The organism is Streptomyces sp. NPDC093510, assembly GCF_040683555.1.
GTDB lineage: Bacteria > Actinomycetota > Actinomycetes > Streptomycetales > Streptomycetaceae > Streptomyces.
Window position 1 is genome coordinate 291,116 of sequence record NZ_JBFBEE010000011.1, and the last position, 17,109, is coordinate 308,224.

The 17,109-nt window shown below is 70.8% G+C and carries 17 protein-coding genes; 6 read left to right on the top strand and 11 right to left on the bottom strand.

Annotation, left to right across the window (positions count from 1 at the left end):
- Positions 1 to 52: 52 nt before the first annotated feature.
- The 8 genes from AB0N81_RS20015 to AB0N81_RS20050 form a co-directional block, all read right to left on the bottom strand.
- Entirely contained in the window at positions 53 to 466 is a 414-nt protein-coding gene (locus AB0N81_RS20015) for a DUF3151 domain-containing protein (RefSeq protein ID WP_365360003.1), read from the bottom strand.
- 80 nt (positions 467 to 546) lie between these two features.
- Positions 547 to 1,578: a class II fructose-bisphosphate aldolase gene (gene fbaA, locus AB0N81_RS20020; protein ID WP_365360004.1), complete on the bottom strand. Its 1,032-nt coding sequence runs from the start codon at positions 1,576 to 1,578 to the stop codon at positions 547 to 549.
- Between the two features lie 115 nt (positions 1,579 to 1,693).
- Positions 1,694 to 2,242, bottom strand: coding sequence for an orotate phosphoribosyltransferase (pyrE, locus tag AB0N81_RS20025; protein WP_062774598.1), 549 nt, complete (start codon positions 2,240 to 2,242; stop codon positions 1,694 to 1,696).
- A gap of 10 nt (positions 2,243 to 2,252) precedes the next feature.
- Positions 2,253 to 3,047 (bottom strand): aldose 1-epimerase, encoded by a 795-nt coding sequence (locus AB0N81_RS20030; RefSeq protein ID WP_365360007.1) that lies wholly within the window; start codon positions 3,045 to 3,047, stop codon positions 2,253 to 2,255.
- 25 nt (positions 3,048 to 3,072) lie between these two features.
- Positions 3,073 to 3,903: an SRPBCC domain-containing protein gene (locus AB0N81_RS20035; RefSeq protein WP_365360009.1), complete on the bottom strand. Its 831-nt coding sequence runs from the start codon at positions 3,901 to 3,903 to the stop codon at positions 3,073 to 3,075.
- A 59-nt stretch (positions 3,904 to 3,962) separates the two neighbouring features.
- Complete coding sequence (locus AB0N81_RS20040) at positions 3,963 to 5,531, bottom strand: polyamine aminopropyltransferase (RefSeq protein WP_365360011.1); 1,569 nt, start codon at positions 5,529 to 5,531, stop codon at positions 3,963 to 3,965.
- Between the two features lie 144 nt (positions 5,532 to 5,675).
- Complete coding sequence (locus AB0N81_RS20045; protein ID WP_365360013.1) at positions 5,676 to 6,200, bottom strand: DUF2617 family protein; 525 nt, start codon at positions 6,198 to 6,200, stop codon at positions 5,676 to 5,678.
- 373 nt (positions 6,201 to 6,573) lie between these two features.
- Positions 6,574 to 6,846 carry a hypothetical protein gene (locus AB0N81_RS20050; RefSeq protein WP_365360015.1) on the bottom strand — a complete coding sequence of 91 codons (273 nt, stop codon included), beginning with the start codon at positions 6,844 to 6,846 and terminating at the stop codon, positions 6,574 to 6,576.
- 128 nt (positions 6,847 to 6,974) lie between these two features.
- On the opposite strand from AB0N81_RS20050, the gene AB0N81_RS20055 reads away from it, so the two are divergent.
- Positions 6,975 to 8,174, top strand: coding sequence for a pyridoxal phosphate-dependent aminotransferase (locus AB0N81_RS20055; protein ID WP_365360017.1), 1,200 nt, complete (start codon positions 6,975 to 6,977; stop codon positions 8,172 to 8,174).
- An 82-nt stretch (positions 8,175 to 8,256) separates the two neighbouring features.
- Here the strand turns inward: AB0N81_RS20055 and AB0N81_RS20060 are convergent, their stop codons facing one another.
- The gene (locus AB0N81_RS20060) at positions 8,257 to 8,799 is read right to left on the bottom strand and encodes a YbjN domain-containing protein (protein WP_365360019.1); all 543 of its coding nucleotides are present in this window, start codon (positions 8,797 to 8,799) and stop codon (positions 8,257 to 8,259) included.
- A 223-nt stretch (positions 8,800 to 9,022) separates the two neighbouring features.
- Positions 9,023 to 11,641: an ATP-dependent chaperone ClpB gene (gene clpB / locus AB0N81_RS20065; RefSeq protein ID WP_365360021.1), complete on the bottom strand. Its 2,619-nt coding sequence runs from the start codon at positions 11,639 to 11,641 to the stop codon at positions 9,023 to 9,025.
- Between the two features lie 125 nt (positions 11,642 to 11,766).
- Between clpB and AB0N81_RS20070 the strand changes: the two genes are divergently transcribed.
- Positions 11,767 to 12,189, top strand: coding sequence for a TIGR03618 family F420-dependent PPOX class oxidoreductase (locus tag AB0N81_RS20070; protein WP_365360023.1), 423 nt, complete (start codon positions 11,767 to 11,769; stop codon positions 12,187 to 12,189).
- Between the two features lie 124 nt (positions 12,190 to 12,313).
- Here AB0N81_RS20070 and AB0N81_RS20075 read toward each other — a convergent pair whose 3' ends face one another.
- Positions 12,314 to 12,670, bottom strand: coding sequence for a hypothetical protein (locus AB0N81_RS20075; RefSeq protein ID WP_365360025.1), 357 nt, complete (start codon positions 12,668 to 12,670; stop codon positions 12,314 to 12,316).
- Positions 12,671 to 12,994: 324 nt separating this feature from the next.
- Between AB0N81_RS20075 and AB0N81_RS20080 the strand changes: the two genes are divergently transcribed.
- The 4 genes from AB0N81_RS20080 (at position 12,995) to AB0N81_RS20095 (ending at position 17,092) form a co-directional block, all read left to right on the top strand.
- Positions 12,995 to 13,984 (top strand): helix-turn-helix transcriptional regulator, encoded by a 990-nt coding sequence (locus tag AB0N81_RS20080; RefSeq protein ID WP_365360027.1) that lies wholly within the window; start codon positions 12,995 to 12,997, stop codon positions 13,982 to 13,984.
- Between the two features lie 23 nt (positions 13,985 to 14,007).
- The gene (locus AB0N81_RS20085) at positions 14,008 to 15,069 is read left to right on the top strand and encodes a LuxR C-terminal-related transcriptional regulator (protein WP_365360029.1); all 1,062 of its coding nucleotides are present in this window, start codon (positions 14,008 to 14,010) and stop codon (positions 15,067 to 15,069) included.
- A gap of 37 nt (positions 15,070 to 15,106) precedes the next feature.
- Positions 15,107 to 16,084, top strand: coding sequence for a helix-turn-helix transcriptional regulator (locus AB0N81_RS20090; RefSeq protein WP_365360031.1), 978 nt, complete (start codon positions 15,107 to 15,109; stop codon positions 16,082 to 16,084).
- Positions 16,085 to 16,243: 159 nt separating this feature from the next.
- The gene (locus AB0N81_RS20095) at positions 16,244 to 17,092 is read left to right on the top strand and encodes a helix-turn-helix transcriptional regulator (RefSeq protein WP_365360033.1); all 849 of its coding nucleotides are present in this window, start codon (positions 16,244 to 16,246) and stop codon (positions 17,090 to 17,092) included.
- Positions 17,093 to 17,109: the final 17 nt, after the last annotated feature.

The window sequence follows — 17,109 nt, forward strand, 5'->3', positions numbered from 1 at the left end:
TTGGGGGTCCGGGGGCAGCGCCCCCGTGGCGGCACCCCGGACCCCGCTCACGTCAGCCGAGCGTCTTCGCCGCGGTCTCGGACGACTCCCGCAGGAAGCCCGCGCAGCGCTCGTACTCCTCCTGCTCGCCGATCGACTGCGCGGCGCGGGCGAGGGCGTGCAGGGCGCGCAGGAAGCCGCGGTTGGGCTCGTGCTCCCACGGCACCGGGCCGTGGCCCTTCCAGCCGCTGCGGCGCAGGGAGTCCAGGCCACGGTGGTAGCCCGTGCGGGCGTACGCGTACGACTCGACGACGCTGCCGCGCTCGTACGCCTCGTCGGCGAGCTGGGCCCAGGCGAGCGAGGACGTGGGGTACTTCGCGGCGACGTCGGCGGGCGCCGCGCCGTTCGCGAGGAGCTCACGCGGCTCGGGGTCGTCGGGCAGGTGGGTCGGGGGCGGTCCCCCGAGCAGATCCTTGTGAATGGCCATGGGACCAAGTCTGCGGCATGCCGGTACGGCGAAGGCCCCGGGTCACCGACCCGGGGCCTTCACACGCGAAACAACAGGTACTACTTCAGCTTCGTGCCCGTGGAGCGCAGGTTCGCGCAGGCCTCGGTGACGCGCTGGGCCATGCCGGCCTCGGCGAGCTTGCCCCAGGTGCGCGGGTCGTACGTCTTCTTCGAGCCGACCTCGCCGTCGACCTTCAGGACGCCGTCGTAGTTGCGGAACATGTGGTCCGCGACGGGGCGCGTGAACGCGTACTGCGTGTCGGTGTCGAGGTTCATCTTCACGACGCCGTTCTCCAGGGCGGTCGCGATCTCCTCGGCGGTCGAGCCGGAGCCGCCGTGGAAGACGAAGTCGAACGGCTGCGACCCGGCGGTCTTGCCGTACTTGGCGCCGACGCCCTCCTGGAGGTCCTTCAGGAGCTCGGGGCGCAGGACGACGTTGCCCGGCTTGTAGACGCCGTGGACGTTGCCGAACGAGGCGGCGAGGAGGTAGCGGCCCTTCTCGCCGAGGCCCAGGGCCTCGGCGGTGCGCAGCGCGTCGTCGACGGTCGTGTACAGCTCGTCGTTGATCTCGTGGCTGACGCCGTCCTCCTCACCACCGGTGGGGGTGATCTCCACCTCGAGGATGATCTTCGCGGCGGCGGCCTTCGCGAGCAGCTCCTGGCCGATGGCCAGGTTGTCGGCGAGGGTCTCGGCGGAGCCGTCCCACATGTGCGACTGGAACAGCGGGTCACGGCCGGCCTTGACGCGCTCGGCGGAGACGTCGATCAGCGGACGCACATACGTGTCCAGCTTGTCCTTGGGACAGTGGTCGGTGTGCAGCGCGACGGTGACGTCGTACTTGGCGGCGACGATGTGCGCGAACTCGGCGAGCGCGACCGCGCCGGTCACCATGTCCTTGTTGTGCTGGCCGCCCAGGAACTCCGCACCACCGGTGGAGATCTGGATGATGCCGTCGCTCTCGGCCTCGGCGAAGCCGCGCAGGGCCGCGTGCAGGGTCTGCGAGGACGTCACGTTGATCGCCGGGTAGGCGAACTTGCCTGCCTTCGCCCGGTCGAGCATCTCGGCGTAGACCTCGGGAGTTGCGATGGGCATGTGTCCGCTCCTTGTGATGTGCGGGTGGGTGCTGTGCTGCTTGGACCCTGACCTGGGGGCGACGACATTGTCGCCCCCATCTTTCCAGACGCGACGGTCCTCAAGGACCCGGCCGTCAGTCCAGGCCGAGGTCGTCCTTCGAGTACGCGAAGAGGTACGGCACACCCGCACCCTCGGTGATCTTCTCGCCGGCGCCGGTGGCCCGGTCCACGATCGTGGCGACGCCGACGACCTCGGCGCCCGCCTCGCGGACGGCCTCGACGGCGGTCAGCGGCGAACCGCCGGTGGTGGAGGTGTCCTCGACGACCAGGACGCGGCGGCCCTTGATGTCGGGGCCCTCGACGCGGCGCTGCATGCCGTGCGCCTTGGCGGCCTTGCGGACGACGAAGGCGTCGAGGCGCTTGCCGCGGGCGGCGGACGCGTGCAGCATCGCGCCGGCGACCGGGTCGGCGCCCATGGTCAGGCCGCCCACCGCGTCGAAGTCGAGGTCGGCGGTCAGGTCGAGCAGGACCTGGCCGACCAGCGGGGCGGCCTCGCCGTCGAGGGTGATCCGGCGGAGGTCGATGTAGTAGTCGGCCTCCAGGCCGGAGGAGAGCGTCACCTTGCCGTGCACGACGGCCTTGTCCTTGATCTGCTGCAGCAGCTCGCCGCGTACGTCAGTCATGCCTGAAAGCTTAAAGCCGACGCCAGGTCCAGGTCGTCGCCGTCTCCAGCGGCTCGATGGGGGTGACCAGGCGGGGGTCGGTGTTGAGCCCGTCGGGCGGTCCGGTCTGCGGTTCGACGCACACCGCGGCCTCCTGCTCGTCGTAGACGACGACCCACTGCTCGCGGCTCTTGACGTTCACTTCGAGCCGTTCGGGCCAGGTCAGCGTCACGTCGACGCCGTCCGGCATGCCGAAGCAGTCGTCCCAGGGGCCGGGCTTGCGGTCGACGCGGTGGCCGGTGGGGAGGTGGTCGTTGCCGCGCTCCTCCTGCCAGGCGGGGTCGAAGTCGATGCGGACGGGCTCGCCGCCGCCGTCGAGGACCCGGTTGAACCACGGGTGCCAGCCGGCCTGCGCGGGGAAGGAGTCGTCGTACGTCTCGATGCCGAGGCGCAGCGTCAACCCGTCCTCGGTGAGTTCCACGATCTGGGTGACGCGGCCCGGGTGGGGCCACGGCGCTGTCAGGTCGTACGTGAAGACGGCCTCGGTCTTCGAGGTGCGTGCCGTGCGCCATTCGGCGTCGCGGGCGAAGCCGTGGATGGCGTGCGGCGGGGAGTTCAGCGGCATCTGGTGGACCGTCGCGCCGTCGCGGAACCGGCCGTCCCTGATCCGGCCGCACCACGGCACCATCGGGAAGCAGCCGTACTTCTTCCCCTGGCGCAGCAGCTCGACGCCGCCGATGCGCAGACTTCCGATGCGGCAGCCGTTGCCCGGCTGCACAGTCACTTCCGCGTCGCCCGCGGTGAGGGTCACGTCTTCGGTACTCACAGTGCCGACCCTACGGCGTGGACGGTCAGCGGCGGCGGCGCAGGGCCCTGCCGACCACGATGGCCGAGGCCAGCGCGAGGGCGGCGGCGGGCGCGGCCCAGCGGAGCGTGGCGTTGGCGGCGAGGGACTCGGCGGCGGGCGCCGGCGCGTACCGGCCGCGGGGCGGGGCGTGGTCGACCTCTTCGGCGCTGCGGCCGATCATCGTGCGGCGGGCGTGGGCGGCCTCGGCGGGCGGCACGTCGATGTCCCGGATGTCTTCGAGATCCTCCAGGTCCTCCAAATCCTCGATGTCCTCGATGCCGTCCACCTCGTCGAGGACGTTCGTGTCGTCGAGATTGATGCCGTCGTCGTCGAGGTCGTCTGCATCGTCGATGTCGTCAATGTCATCGACGTCGTCGCTCAGTGCGGGGTCGGGCATCGTGTCGGGCGGTGCCGCCGCCCCCAAGCCTTCCGCGAATCGGTCCAGGAGCCTGCACACAGCGGATTCCACAGCCTGTGGAGAACCTTCCGTGATCCGCCCGTCGGCTGTCGCGCTCCCGCCGAACACGAGGGTCGTCCCCGCGACGGCCGGCACGAGCCGCACGGTCAGCGTCAGCTTCACGGTGCCGGAGCCGCGCACCTCCGCGCCTTCGCCCTCGACGGCGTACGTCCCGTCGGCGCGGGCATCGGTCCGCGCCGAGCCGCGGTAGGTGATGGTGTGTCCCCCGACGCGCACCTTGAGGCGGCCGGAGAGCGGCCCGGCCGTCTCCTCCGTGTCGCGCTGAAGCCCGGGGACCGCCCCGGCGACCCGCTCGGGGTCGGCCAGGACCTGCCGGAGCCGCTCTGCAGAGACCGGAACGAACACCTCATGCTCCATGGCAGTGGAGCCTACCCACGTGACCGCCACTTGTACGACAGTTCACCGACCCGTGTACGTCAGTTCGCGTAACGCGGATGCACGAGGGTGGAGGGCGGCAGTCCCCGCTGCCGGGTCGGTCCGGCCGCCCGCGTCCCGGCGCGCACCACCTCCGAACCGGCCGCGCGGAGCAGCACGGGCCGGGTCCGCGCGGCGAGCACGAAGCCCCAGTCGCGGGGCGCGCCGGCCCCCCGCGCCGTGCGGTCGGGCCCGGCGGCGAATCCGGAGCGCCGACCGCCCACGCCGTACGCCACGGTCCGCAGGCCGGCCGCGCGCAGCGTCGTCTCGACCGTCCAGAAGACGCGCGGCCTGGTCGTCAGCGGCCCCGCGTGCACGGCGAGCCGGCCGCCGTCGGCGAGGGCGCGGCGTGCCAGGCCGTAGAACTCCTGGGAGTAGAGCTTCGTGCTGGCCGTGATGCCCGGGTCCGGCAGGTCGGAGATCACGACGTCGTACCGCGCGCGGGCGTGGCGCAGCCGGCGGAACGCGTCGGCGTGCACCACGCGCACCCGCGGGTCGCGGTAGGCGTGGCCGTTGAGCTCGCTCAGGGCGGGGTCGTGCCGTGCCAGGCGGACGAGGCCCGCGTCCAGTTCGACGACGTCGACGCGGCGTACGCCCGGGTGGCGCAGGACCTCGCGGGCGGCGAGGCCGTCACCGCCGCCGAGGATCAGCACGCGCGCCCGGGGCCCGCGCATCGCGGGTGCGACGAGCCCTCGGTGGTAGCGCTTCTCGTCGCGTCCGCTGATGCGCAGGCGGCCGTCGAGGTAGAGGTCGAGGGAGTTCAGCCGCCCGCCGGTGAGGACGACCTCCTGGACGTCGGTCTGCACGGCGACCCGTACGTCCGTGCCGTACACCGCGCGCCGGGCGGCCCGCTCGAAGTCGTCGACGAGCACGGCGGCGGAGGCGAGCAGGGAGAGGACGACGAGGTTCGCGGTGAGCAGCACCCAGCGGCCGCGCACGCTCAGGTCCTGCCGGAACAGGCCGAAGACGAGCGCGCCGCCCGCGACGGCGTTGACGGCGCCGGTGAACAGGGCGCCCGTCAGCTGCCCGAACAGCGGCAGGAGCAGGAAGGGGAAGGCGAGCCCGCCCACCAGGGCGCCCACGTAGTCGGCGGCGAACAGGTCGGCGACGGCGCCGCCCGCGTCCTGGCGCCGGATGCGCTGGATGAGCACCATCAGGAGCGGCACCTCGGCGCCGATGAGGACGCCGATGGCGAGGGAGAACGCGACGAGCAGGCCGCGCGAGCCGCCCGCCCACACCTCTCCCTTGTCGCCGGACCAGGCGAACACCGCATACAACGCCATGGCGCTGTATCCGCCGACCAGCGCGAGCGCCGTCTCGATGAGTCCGAACCAGACGGCGGCGCGGCGCCTCAGCCGCTTGGCGAGCAGCGAGCCGATGCCCATGGCGAAGACCATCACGGAGAGCACGACGGAGGCCTGGGTGACGGAGTCGCCGATCAAGTAGGCGGCGAGTGCGACGAGTTCGAGTTCGTAGACGAGGCCGCAGGCGGCGCAGACGAACGCGCCCACGAGGACGAGGGAACGTCCTGTCCGGGGCGGGACCGGCAACCGCACTGTCGGCTCGAGCATCCATGGAACGCTACGTCACCGCACCCTCACCCCGGGTCCCCCACATGGGTGCAAATCCCCTGCCCGCACGGCCTCGCCCGGTCGGCCCGGTCGGCTCGCTCAGCTCGGCCGGCTCGGTCGGCTCGCTCAGCTCGGTCGGCTCGCTCAGAGCGACGCGGGCAGCGGCATCCGCGCGCCCACTCTGGTACGGGTCGCCACCAGCTGGCCGTCCTGCGGATACGCGTGCCACGTACGCCACATCAGGGCCCCTTCGTGGCGCTGCGCCAGCATCGCGGTGAAGGCGTGCGGGCTGCCGGGGAACACACCCGCAAGGCCGTGCGGGTGCTCGGCGACCAGCGCGAGCAATTCCTGGGCGCGGCCCGCGAACTGACCGGGCGACAGAATTTCCACCCGGGCCGCGAATTCGTACTCCCATTCCCCCACGCGCTTCGAGACGCCGAGCGGAAGAGGTGTGCTGCTGCCGGGGATGCAGGCCACGGTCTCGGAACAACCGCCCTGCTCATCCTCCAGAAGCACCTGATGTGAGGCCCCGAGAAGTCTCAACTGCATTTTCGCGTCGGCCAGTTCCAGTTCGAGGGTCGCGAGCGCGGGAAGCGGCTCGCGCCCCAGGGCCCAGGCCAGATCCTCGGCGCGCGTGTCGGTATAGCCGGTCTTCAGGGTCGTGAGCATGGGTCGGCTCCGCTAACACTCAATGGAGGTGGGGCCGGCGCACCCGGATCGGACTCCGGGAGGTCGGAATGCCGGCTCGTGCCCACGAGAACGTCTTACGGGTATCCAGATCCCGGTCGGTGAAACCTGTACCGGACGTCCGAGGGCGGTGCTGACGTGTGAGAGGGAATCATGGTCGGCGACGCTGCCACTGCGTTTTTACCCAAGTACGTGGCGTTTCCATCCCCATGAGGGCTACGCAGTTCAACTGTTCAGTACAGCAATCCCGGAACGACGCCCCGTGCCGGTGCCGTACGACAACGCCGAAGCGCCCGGCGGGAATTGCCTGCCCCGCCGGGCGCTTCCATGGAACCGGTGGACCAGCTGCCCCGTGTCAGCTGCCTCCGCCGCATCCGCCGCCCCCGCCACCTCCGCACGAGGACCCCCCGCCCCCGCACGACGAATGTCCGCCGCAGGAGTGGCCGCCGCCGTCGGGCCCGCCGCCCCCGTCGCCGCCGCCCCCGGCCCACCAGCTGCCGCCCGACGAGCCCGACGCGGCGCTCGATGACCACCGCCGACGGTTGCGGCCCCGGCCGTTTCCCCCATAGCTGACCGTCGCCACCAGGGCGAAGACGAGCACAGCGATGAAGATGAAAGCCACGATCACGGCCCTCACGCTCCTTCCGTTCCCCCGCAGCAGGTCCCCCGTGGGCCGTGCTTCTCGCGTGACAGGGGGATGCCCCCGCCCGAGCCTACGCAAAGCAGAGTTGAGGAACTCCAGAGGTTCGGCGCAGGATGGCGGCCATGACGTCCTCCTCCGGGCGCGAGCGCCCGCTGCTCAATCGCCGCCTCGCCGAGTTCGGTACGACGATTTTCGCCGAGATGTCCGCACTCGCGGTGCGGACGGGCGCGATCAACCTGGGCCAGGGCTTCCCCGACACGGACGGCCCCGAGGCCGTACGGGAGGCCGCGGTACGGGCGCTGCGCGACGGCCGCGGCAACCAGTACCCACCGGGCCCCGGCGTCCCGGAGCTCCGCACGGCGATCGCCGGGCACCAGCTCGCGCGGTACGCGCTCTCCTACGACCCCGACCGCGAGGTCCTCGTGACGGCGGGCGCCACCGAGGCGATCGCCGCGTCGCTGCTCGCCCTCGTCGAGCCGGGCGACGAGGTCATCGCCCTCGAGCCCTACTACGACTCGTACGCCGCCTCGATAGCCCTGGCCGGCGGCACCCGCGTCCCGGTCACCCTGCGCCCCCGCGACGGACGCTTCGTCCTCGACCTGGACGAGCTGCGCGACGCGATCACCGACCGCACCCGGCTGATCCTCCTCAACACCCCGCACAACCCGACCGGCACCGTGCTCACCCGCGCCGAGCTCACGGAGATCGCGAAGCTGGCGGTCGAGCGGGACCTCCTCGTCGTCACCGACGAGGTCTACGAACACCTCGTCTTCGACGACGCAGAACACATCCCGCTCGCCACCTTCCCCGGCATGCGCGAGCGCACGGTCAGCATCGGCTCCGCGGGCAAGACGTTCTCGTTCACGGGCTGGAAGGTCGGCTGGATCACGGCCTCGCCGGAGCTGGTCGCGGCGGTCCGCTCGGCGAAGCAGTTCCTGACGTACGTCGCCTCGGGCCCCTTCCAGTACGCCATCGCGGAGGCGCTCGCCCTGCCCGGCTCCTACTTCGACGACTTCCGCGCGGACATGCTGGCCAAGCGGGACCTCCTCGGCGAGGGCCTCGCGGCGGCGGGCTTCGACGTCTACCGCCCGGCGGGCACGTACTTCATCACGACCGACATCACCCCGCTCGGCACGACCGACGGCTTCGCCTTCTGCCGCTCGCTCCCGGAACGGGCCGGCGTCGTCGCCATCCCGAACGCCGTCTTCTACGACCACCGGGACGCGGGCGCCCCCTTCGTGCGGTTCGCCTTCTGCAAGCGGACGTCCGTACTGGAGGAGGCGGTGACGCGCCTCAAGACGTTGGCGGGCTGAGAGCCTGTGCCGTAGCCCCGGCATGCCGAGAGCCCGGCGGGACGTGGTGCGTCCCGCCGGGCTCTTACGCGCGCATGGACCCTCAGGCCTCGGCGTCGCCCGGCTTCTCGTCGCCCTCGGCGGCGTCGACCTCGGCCTCCAGGCCCAGCTGCTCCACGAGCCAGCGGTCGAACTCGATCGCGGCGCGCACCCAGCTGACGGTCGACGACACGAAGTGCTCCAGCGAGACGCCGGTGCCGATCAGCATCTGGGCCTCGCCGATGAGGCGGACCGTGCCGTCGTCGTGCGTGTGGCTGTAGACCTTCGGCCACAGCGTGCGGCGGTTCCAGTCGTCGATCGACTCCAGAAGCTGCTGCTTCTGCTCGATCTGGTGCGGCCGGTCGTAGAACGTCCGCACCGAGAAGACCTGCTGGTCGTCCTCGCCGCGGAACATGAAGTACGTACGGAACTCCTCCCACGGCGCCGCGAGGTCACCCTCGTCGTCGACGACGTGCTTGAGCTCCATCTGGTCCAGGAGCTGCTTCACCAGGTCCTGGTCGGGGACGACGGGGCCCGCCGGTCCTGCGCCCTGCTGCGGTTCGGGCTGTCCCCCGAAATTCGGAATCGAGGACGGGTCGATGCTCACGTGCTTTGTCCCTTCGTATGGATGGGCCCCATCCTCTCCCAGGATGGGGCCCCCGGGGCAAGCCCGGCTTCTCGTCTGCCGGGTTTCCGCCGTTCGCCGCCTGCGGACAGGCCGTGGCTGGTCGCGCAGTTCCCCGCGCCCCTGAAGGGGCGCGGGGAACTGCGCGAGCAACCGACGACCCGCCGCGGTCGGCGGACAACCGAAGAGGGCAGACGGGACGCCGTTACAGAGACTTGCCCGCAGGGGAGTCCGTCGAGGGGCCCACCAGCAGGCCGTCGCCGACGCGATCCACGCGGACCACGTCGCCGTCCTTGATCTCGCCCGCGAGGATCTCCTTGGCGAGGCGGTCGCCGATGGACGTCTGGATGAGGCGCCGCAGGGGCCGCGCCCCGTACGCCGGATCGTTTCCCTCGTCCGCCAGCCAGGCAAGCGCCTCCGGAGTGACCTCCAGGGTGAGGCGCCGCTCGGCGAGCCGCTTGGCGAGGCGGTCGATCTGGAGCCGGGCGATGTGCGCGAGCTCGTCCTTGGTGAGCGCCGAGAAGACGACGAGGTCGTCGAGACGGTTGAGGAACTCCGGCTTGAAGGAGGCCCGGACGACCTCCAGGACCTGCTGCTTCTTCTCCTCCTCGGAGGTGAGCGGCTCCACCAGGTACTGGCTGCCCAGGTTGGACGTCAGGACCAGGATGGTGTTGCGGAAGTCGACCGTCCGGCCCTGCCCGTCGGTGAGGCGACCGTCGTCGAGCACCTGGAGCAGGACGTCGAAGACCTCCGGGTGCGCCTTCTCGACCTCGTCGAGCAGCACGACGCTGTACGGACGCCGCCGCACCGCCTCGGTGAGCTGGCCGCCCTCCTCGTACCCGACGTACCCGGGAGGGGCGCCGACCAGCCGGGCGACGCTGTGCTTCTCGCCGTACTCGCTCATGTCGATGCGGACCATGGCCCGCTCGTCGTCGAAGAGGAAGTCCGCGAGGGCCTTGGCGAGCTCGGTCTTGCCGACGCCCGTCGGGCCGAGGAAGAGGAAGGAGCCGGTGGGGCGGTCGGGGTCGGCGATGCCGGCCCGTGTGCGGCGCACCGCGTCCGAGACCGCCTGCACGGCCTCGGTCTGGCCGATGAGCCGCTTGCCCAGCTCCTCCTCCATGCGCAGCAGCTTCTGCGTCTCGCCCTCCAGGAGCCGTCCGGCGGGGATGCCGGTCCAGGCGCCCACCACATCGGCGATGTCGTCGGGGCCGACCTCCTCCTTCACCATGGTGTCCTTGGACTGGGCGGCGGCCTCCTCCTCGGCCTCGGAGGCGGCTTCGAGGTCGCGCTCCAGGGCGGGGATCTCTCCGTAGAGCAGCTTGCTCGCGGTGTCGAAGTCGCCGTCCCGCTGGGCGCGCTCGGCCTGGCCGCGCAGCTCGTCGAGCTTCTCCTTCAGCGCGCCGACGCGGTTGAGGGACTGCTTCTCCTTCTCCCAGCGCGCGTTGAGACCGCGCAGCTCCTCCTCCTTGTCGGCGAGGTCGCGCCGCAGCTTCTCCAGGCGCTGCTTGCTCGCGGGGTCGGTCTCCTTGCTGAGCGCGAGCTCCTCCATCTTCAGCCGGTCGACGGCGCGCTGGAGTTCGTCGATCTCGACGGGCGAGGAGTCGATCTCCATGCGGAGCCGGGACGCGGCCTCGTCGACGAGGTCGATGGCCTTGTCGGGCAGGAAGCGGGAGGTGATGTACCGGTCGGAGAGCGTGGCGGCGGCGACGAGCGCGCTGTCGGCGATCTGGACCTTGTGGTGGGCCTCGTACCGCCCCTTGAGACCGCGCAGGATCGCGATCGAGTCCTCGACGCTCGGCTCGGCGACGAGGACCTGCTGGAAGCGCCGCTCCAGGGCGGGGTCCTTCTCGATCCGCTCGCGGTATTCGTCCAGGGTCGTCGCGCCCACCATGCGCAGCTCACCGCGGGCGAGCATCGGCTTGAGCATGTTCCCGGCGTCCATGGCGGAGTCGCCGCCGGCGCCCGCGCCCACGACGGTGTGCAGCTCGTCGATGAAGGTGACGATCTGCCCGTCGCTCTCCTTGATCTCGGAGAGGACGGTCTTGAGCCGCTCCTCGAACTCGCCCCGGTACTTCGCCCCGGCGACCATCGCGCCCAGGTCGAGGGAGACCAGGCGCTTGTTCTTCAGCGACTCCGGGACGTCCCCCTTCACGATGCGCTGGGCGAGGCCCTCGACGACGGCGGTCTTGCCGACGCCGGGCTCACCGATCAGCACGGGGTTGTTCTTCGTGCGCCGCGACAGCACCTGTACGACGCGCCGGATCTCCTGGTCCCGTCCGATGACGGGGTCGAGGCGTCCTTCGCGGGCCGCCGCGGTGAAGTCGGTGCCGAACTTCTCCAGTGCCTTGTACTGACCCTCGGGGTCGGGTGTGGTCACCCGGCGCCCTCCCCTTGTCTTCTCGAATGCGTCCAGCAGCTTCTTGCTGCCGGCCCCGTGCCGGGTGAGTACCTCCCCGGCCTTGCCGCCCTTGGCGGCGATGCCGATGAGCAGGTGCTCGGTCGACAGGTAGTCGTCGCCGAGCTCCTTCGCGCGCTGCCCGGCGTCCGAGACGACGGCCAGCAGCTCCCGGTCGGGCTGGGGCGGCGACACGGTGGACCCGGTCACGCTGGGCAGCGCCCCGAGGAGGCGCTCGGTGTCCGCGCGCACGGCCGCCTGGTCGGCGTCGACCGCGGCGAGCAGGTCGACGATGTTCTCGTTGTCCTCGCCCTCCAGCAGCGCCAGCAGCAAATGCGCTGGCGTCAGGTCCGGGTGACCGTCCTTGATGGCACGGCTGCTGGCCGCGTTGATCGCGTCCCGGCTCCTGTTGGTCAGCTCGGCGTCCACCTGCGCTTCTCCCTCCTTACGGGGTAACTCCTTACGAGGTAACACTGACTAGGTCAACGTACACAAAGTTGAGTCTAGTCCACTCAAGGAGAGCGCGTGAACCCCGGGCGGCTATGTTCCGGGTCATGGCCCCGCACCGCATCGACCTGTCCGACCCGCCCGAGCCCTACCTCAGCTTCTGGCGCGAACGGCACCTCTGCACCTTGACGACCCTGCGCCCGGACGGCACCCCGCACGTGGTGCCCGTCGGCGTGACGTACGACCCGGAGGCCGGAGTCGCCCGCGTCCTCGCCCGCAAGACGAGCCGGAAGGTCGCGCACATCCTGGCGGCCACGGGCGTGGACGGGCCCGGCGCGCGGGTGGCGGTGTGCCAGTTCGCGGGCCGGCGCTGGGCGACGCTGGAGGGCCACGCGGCCATCAGGACGGAGCCGGCGGCGATAGCCGAGGCGGAGGAGCGCTACGAGGAACGCTACGAACGCCGCCCGTCCCCGAACCCGGACCGGGTCCTGATCGAGATCACGCTGACCCGGGCCCTCGGAAAGGCGTGACGCCGGCCCCGTACTCCCGCTCCCCTCTCGGCACACACCACAGCGGCGCCACCGTGTTCAGGTCCACGGTGGCGCCGCTGCTGGGGGAAGCGCCTGCGCGATCTACAACGACGGGGGAATCGCGTCAGGCACTGCGGGGGGTGGCTGTGATGTTGTCCTGGACGCCCATGGCGTCCGGGCCCTGCTGTTCCTGCTGCCCGACCAACTGGTGGTCGCGCCGGTCGAGATTGACGAACACCATCCCGTACCGGATGGCGCACCGCACGGGCTGCGGGGCTCCTCGGGGCCTCCGCAGACACCGGTACGCCCGTATCTCCTCCTCGTCATCACGTGTGACGACGATCGGCTCACCGAGCAGGGTCACCATCAACGAGTCGCCGCGGTGGGGGATCGCGGTGACCAGATCGATGAAGTGCCACCCCGACCGGTAGGCGGTGGCCATTTCTCGGCGGAAGGTGCGGTCGTCGGGAGGGGTGCTCATGCCTCGGCCCCCTTCGGGCCGACGGTCCAGCCCGTATCAGCGGGCGGGGCCGCTTCCACACTGGTCCAGCCGGTGTCGGCCGGGCGCTCCACCCCGTTACCACTGCTGCCAAGGCTCGCACCGCTCAGGGCGCCGAGGGCCACAGCGGCAGAGAAGACTGCGGCAAGTGCTGAGCCAAGTATTCTCACGCGCATAGTCGGCTTCGTCCTCACTTGATGGATTCTTCTCCCCCGGCCATCAAGACGATGGCTCATTCAGGCATGTCAACGCCACAGGAGCGATGCATCATGTTCCTGCACGTTCAGGACCCTGGGGGGTGGAGATATGACCACAATCAACTCACAACCGACACATCCCCATGCTGTCACTGAGATGTGTGACGAGGGGACGCGGGTTTACGCCAGCGCGCTGCGATCCGGACGCATCAACCGTGTCGAAGTGGAACTGGCACCTTGTCTCGTGGAGTTCGCCCTGCTTCACCCGGATCCTGACGACCCCAATTGGCTGCGCCCCGTCCCCCCGTCCGTCGCCCTCGCGCAACGTCTCCAGCCACTGGAGCGCGAGATCCGCGACCGCAGACGACGTGCCATCGAGTTGACGGACTCTTTCGACCAGTTCGTCGCCATCAGCTCCCAGAGCCCGGTGAGTATCCACGCGATCACCGTGCTCGAGGGGTTTGACCGGATCAACGCAGCACTGAATTCGGCCACATCGGAGTGCCACACCACCGTACTGACCATCCAGCCCGGTGGTGGCCGCCCCGTCGACGCCCTGACCCAGGCACTGGAGCGGGACAGGCCGCTCACGGACCGCGGGGTCAGCATCCGGACCCTGTACCAGCACACCGCCCGGCACAGCCAGGGAACCCTGGCCTATGTGGACCGCATCTCGGGCGGCAAGGTCCAGGTGCGCACCCTTGAAGAGCTCATCGAGCGCTTGATCATATTTGACAAGACCGTCGCCTTCATACCGGCGAGCGACGACCGGCGGGTGGCCCTGGAGCTCCGCCACCCCGGACTGGTCGAGTACCTCAGCAAGGTGTTCGAGCAACTCTGGGAGCGCGCCGTACCGCTGACGCAGGAAGTCCCGTACGACATCGCGCCCGACGGGATCACCGGCGTCCAGCGCTCCATCGCCAAACTCCTCATCGAAGGCCACGTCGACGAGGCCATCGCCCGGCGTCTCGGCATGAACGTCCGCACCTGCCGCGCCCACATCGCGAAGATCGCCGCCGCCCTGGGCAGCGGCAGCCGCGCCCAACTCGGGTATCTGATCGCCCAGTCCGGCATCCTCGACCAGGACCGCCCGAAGTGACCGCGGGGCGGGAGGAGCGCGCCATGACCGGCCACCACGTGCCGCACGAAGCGGATGAGCTGTGCGAGACCGGCTCGATCGTCTACGCACGCGCCCTGCGCGAGGGACGCGTCCGAAGAGAGGAGGCCGGGCAGGCCGCCTGCCTTCTCGACCTGGAACTCCTCCAGCCGGAGGCGGAGGGCACAGAGGGCACAGAGGGCACGGAGGGCACGGAGGGCACGGACTGGCTGAAGCCGACCCCTCCCGCCGTCGCCCTGTCCCGCATGCTCGAAAGAATCACCGTCGACATCGCCCACGAACGCCGACGGGAGAGCGAACTGGCCGCGGCGTTCGAACCGCTCCTCACGCGCGGGACGAGGCCCGCCATCACCAGGGCCGGCCGGTCCGTCACCGTGCTCGAAGAGGCATCCCACATCGACGAGGCCATCGGCCGGGCCGTCGACGCCACGACCGAGGAAGTGCTCACCATCCAGCCCGGCGGCTTCCGCCCTCCCGAGAAGCTCCGGGCCGCCGTCCCGCTGCACCAGGCGATGCTCTCCCGCGGCGCCCGGATGCGTGTGCTCTACCAGCACACGGCGCGCCACTCACTGCCGATCATCGCCCACTACGAACAGCTCACGGGCGACGTGGAGGTCCGCACCCTCGACGAGATCACGGACCGGCTGATGATGTTCGACCGTACGGTCGCCTTCATCCCCGCCAGCAAGGACCGCTCCACCGCCCTGGAGATCCGCCACCCGGCTCTCGTCGAACACCTCGCCACCACCTTCGACCGGCTGTGGCGCCTGGCCACACCGATGCATCCGGACATCGCCCCGCAGCCGGCGAAGGGCGGGATCTCCGCGCGGCAGTACACCATCGCCGGCCTCCTCACCGAAGGACTCACCGACGCGGAGATCGCCGACCGCCTCGGCATGAACATCCGCACCGCCCGCGCCCACATCGCCAAACTCGCCGCCACCCTCGGCAGCAACAGCCGCGCCCAACTCGGCTACCGCATAGGCCAGTCGGGCATCCTCGACCGCCACAAGCAGACCGGCGAGAACAGGACGTCCGGCATCGGGCGGGCCGAACGCAGCCCATAGAATCTCGGCGCTTCGACCGAGCGGGAGGGAGCCACACATGACCCCACAGCACGTTGCCCACAGAGCCGACGAACTGTGCGACGCGGGCTCCGCCCTCTACGCACGCGCCCTGCGCGAGGGACGCGTCCCGAACGAGGACGCGGACCAGGCTCCCTGTCTCGTCGACCTCGGGCTGCTGCACCCCGACGTCGACGACATGCGGTGGCTGCGGCCCACCGCCCCGAACATCGCCCTGCCCCGCCTCCTGGGCGGCATCGAGGAACGCATCGCCGGGCAGCGCCGCCGCGAGGAGCGCCTCACCGCGGCGTTCCAGCCGCTCATGGCCCTCGACGCGCAGCTCACGTCCGAGTCGGGCGACGACCCCGCGATCACCGTGCTCGACGGTCCCGAACGCATCAACGCGGCCATGGACCGGGCCACGCGGGAGACCACGGAGGAGTTCCTCGCCGTCCAGCCCGTCGGCCCCTGCCCCACCGAGACCCCCGGCGGCCCCCGCACCCGGGCCCAAACGCTCCTGGCCCGCGGCGTCCGCCTGCGGATGCTCTACCGGCACGCGCCCCTCGACTCCCTCCCCATGCCCGCGCACTACGAAAGGCTCGACGGCGACAGCGAGTCCCGCGCCCTGGAAGAGGTCACCGAGCGGCTCCTCGTCTTCGACCGGACGGCGGCGTTCGTCCCGGCGAGCAAGGACGGCACCCTCGCCCTGGAACTCCGCCACCCCGCCCTCGTCGAGTACTTCGCCACCACCTTCTGGCGGCTCTGGCGCCTGGCCACCCCCATGTATCCGCAACCCGCGCTCCAGCCCACCGAGAACGGCATCACCAGCCGCCAGCACGCCGTCGCGGGGCTCCTCGTCGAAGGGCTCACCGACGCCGAGATCGCCGACCGGCTCGGCCTGAACATCCGCACCGCCCGCGTCCACATCGCCAAACTCGCCGCCACCCTCGGCAGCAGCAGCCGCGCCCAGCTCGGCTACCTCATCGGCGAGTCGGGTGTTCTCGGCCAAGGTCGCTGACGGCCGCTCCGTACGGCACGCGTGTCCGGGGACGGGCGCCCGGAACCGGACACGCGTAAGCAGCCGTCCAGAAGCAGACACTTCAACTACGGCATCCGGCCCGGTCTCTTCACGCCTGCATAGAATCGCGTCGCTTCAACCAGGCAGGAGGGGGCTCGCATGGCCACGAAGCACTCACCGCACTCCGTCGAAGAACTCTGTGACCCAGGACTGTCCGTCTACGCCCGCGCCCTGCGCGAAGGCCGGATACACCGGAGTGCCGCCGAACCGGCCCCGTGCCTCGTCCGCCTCGGGCTCCTGCGGCCCGGCCTCGACGACGCGCAGTGGCTGCGCCCCACCAGCCCCGACACCCCCGCCATCACCGTCCTCGACGGGCTCGACCGCATCAACTCGGCGATAGACCGGGCCATGAACGAGGTGACCGAGGAGTTCCTCTCCGTCCAGCCCGGCGGCACCCGGCCCCCCGAGACCTTGGCCGAAGTCTTCCCCCGGGACCAGGCGATCCTCACCCGCGGCTGCCGGATGCGCACCCTCTACCAGCACACAACGCGCCATTCTCTGCCGGTGCTCGCCTACTTCGAACAGCTCGACGGCGACACCGAGGCACGCACCCTGGACGAGGTCACCGACCGGCTCTTCGTCTTCGACAGGACCGTGGCGTTCATCCCGGCGAGCAAGGACCGCAGCATCGCCCTGGAACTACGTCACCCGGCCCTCGTCGAGTACTTCGCCACCACCTTCTGGCGGCTGTGGCGGCTGGCCACCCCCATGTGGCCGCAGGCCGCCCCGCAGCGCGCCGAAGGCGGCATCACCCAACGCCAGCGCGCCATCGCGGGGCTCCTCGTCGAAGGGCTCACCGACGCCGAGATCGCCGACCGGCTCGGCATGAACATCCGCACCGCCCGCGTCCACATCGCCAAACTCGCCGCCACCCTCGGCAGCAACAGCCGCGCCCAGCTCGGCTACCGCATAGGCCAGTCGGGCATCCTGGCCCGCCAGCCCCAGTGAGTGTCAGAGCCAGTGAG

Coding starts and splice junctions, on each gene's coding strand:
- AB0N81_RS20085 (WP_365360029.1), top strand. CDS start 14,008: ATGACCGGCCACCACGTGCCGCACGAAGCGGATGAGCTGTGCGAGACC.
- pyrE (WP_062774598.1), bottom strand. CDS start 2,242: ATGACTGACGTACGCGGCGAGCTGCTGCAGCAGATCAAGGACAAGGCC.
- AB0N81_RS20045 (WP_365360013.1), bottom strand. CDS start 6,200: ATGCTCACGACCCTGAAGACCGGCTATACCGACACGCGCGCCGAGGAT.
- AB0N81_RS20040 (WP_365360011.1), bottom strand. CDS start 5,531: ATGCTCGAGCCGACAGTGCGGTTGCCGGTCCCGCCCCGGACAGGACGT.
- AB0N81_RS20095 (WP_365360033.1), top strand. CDS start 16,244: ATGGCCACGAAGCACTCACCGCACTCCGTCGAAGAACTCTGTGACCCA.
- AB0N81_RS20080 (WP_365360027.1), top strand. CDS start 12,995: ATGACCACAATCAACTCACAACCGACACATCCCCATGCTGTCACTGAG.
- AB0N81_RS20035 (WP_365360009.1), bottom strand. CDS start 3,903: ATGGAGCATGAGGTGTTCGTTCCGGTCTCTGCAGAGCGGCTCCGGCAG.
- fbaA (WP_365360004.1), bottom strand. CDS start 1,578: ATGCCCATCGCAACTCCCGAGGTCTACGCCGAGATGCTCGACCGGGCG.
- AB0N81_RS20075 (WP_365360025.1), bottom strand. CDS start 12,670: ATGAGCACCCCTCCCGACGACCGCACCTTCCGCCGAGAAATGGCCACC.
- AB0N81_RS20015 (WP_365360003.1), bottom strand. CDS start 466: ATGGCCATTCACAAGGATCTGCTCGGGGGACCGCCCCCGACCCACCTG.
- AB0N81_RS20055 (WP_365360017.1), top strand. CDS start 6,975: ATGGCGGCCATGACGTCCTCCTCCGGGCGCGAGCGCCCGCTGCTCAAT.
- AB0N81_RS20090 (WP_365360031.1), top strand. CDS start 15,107: ATGACCCCACAGCACGTTGCCCACAGAGCCGACGAACTGTGCGACGCG.
- AB0N81_RS20070 (WP_365360023.1), top strand. CDS start 11,767: ATGGCCCCGCACCGCATCGACCTGTCCGACCCGCCCGAGCCCTACCTC.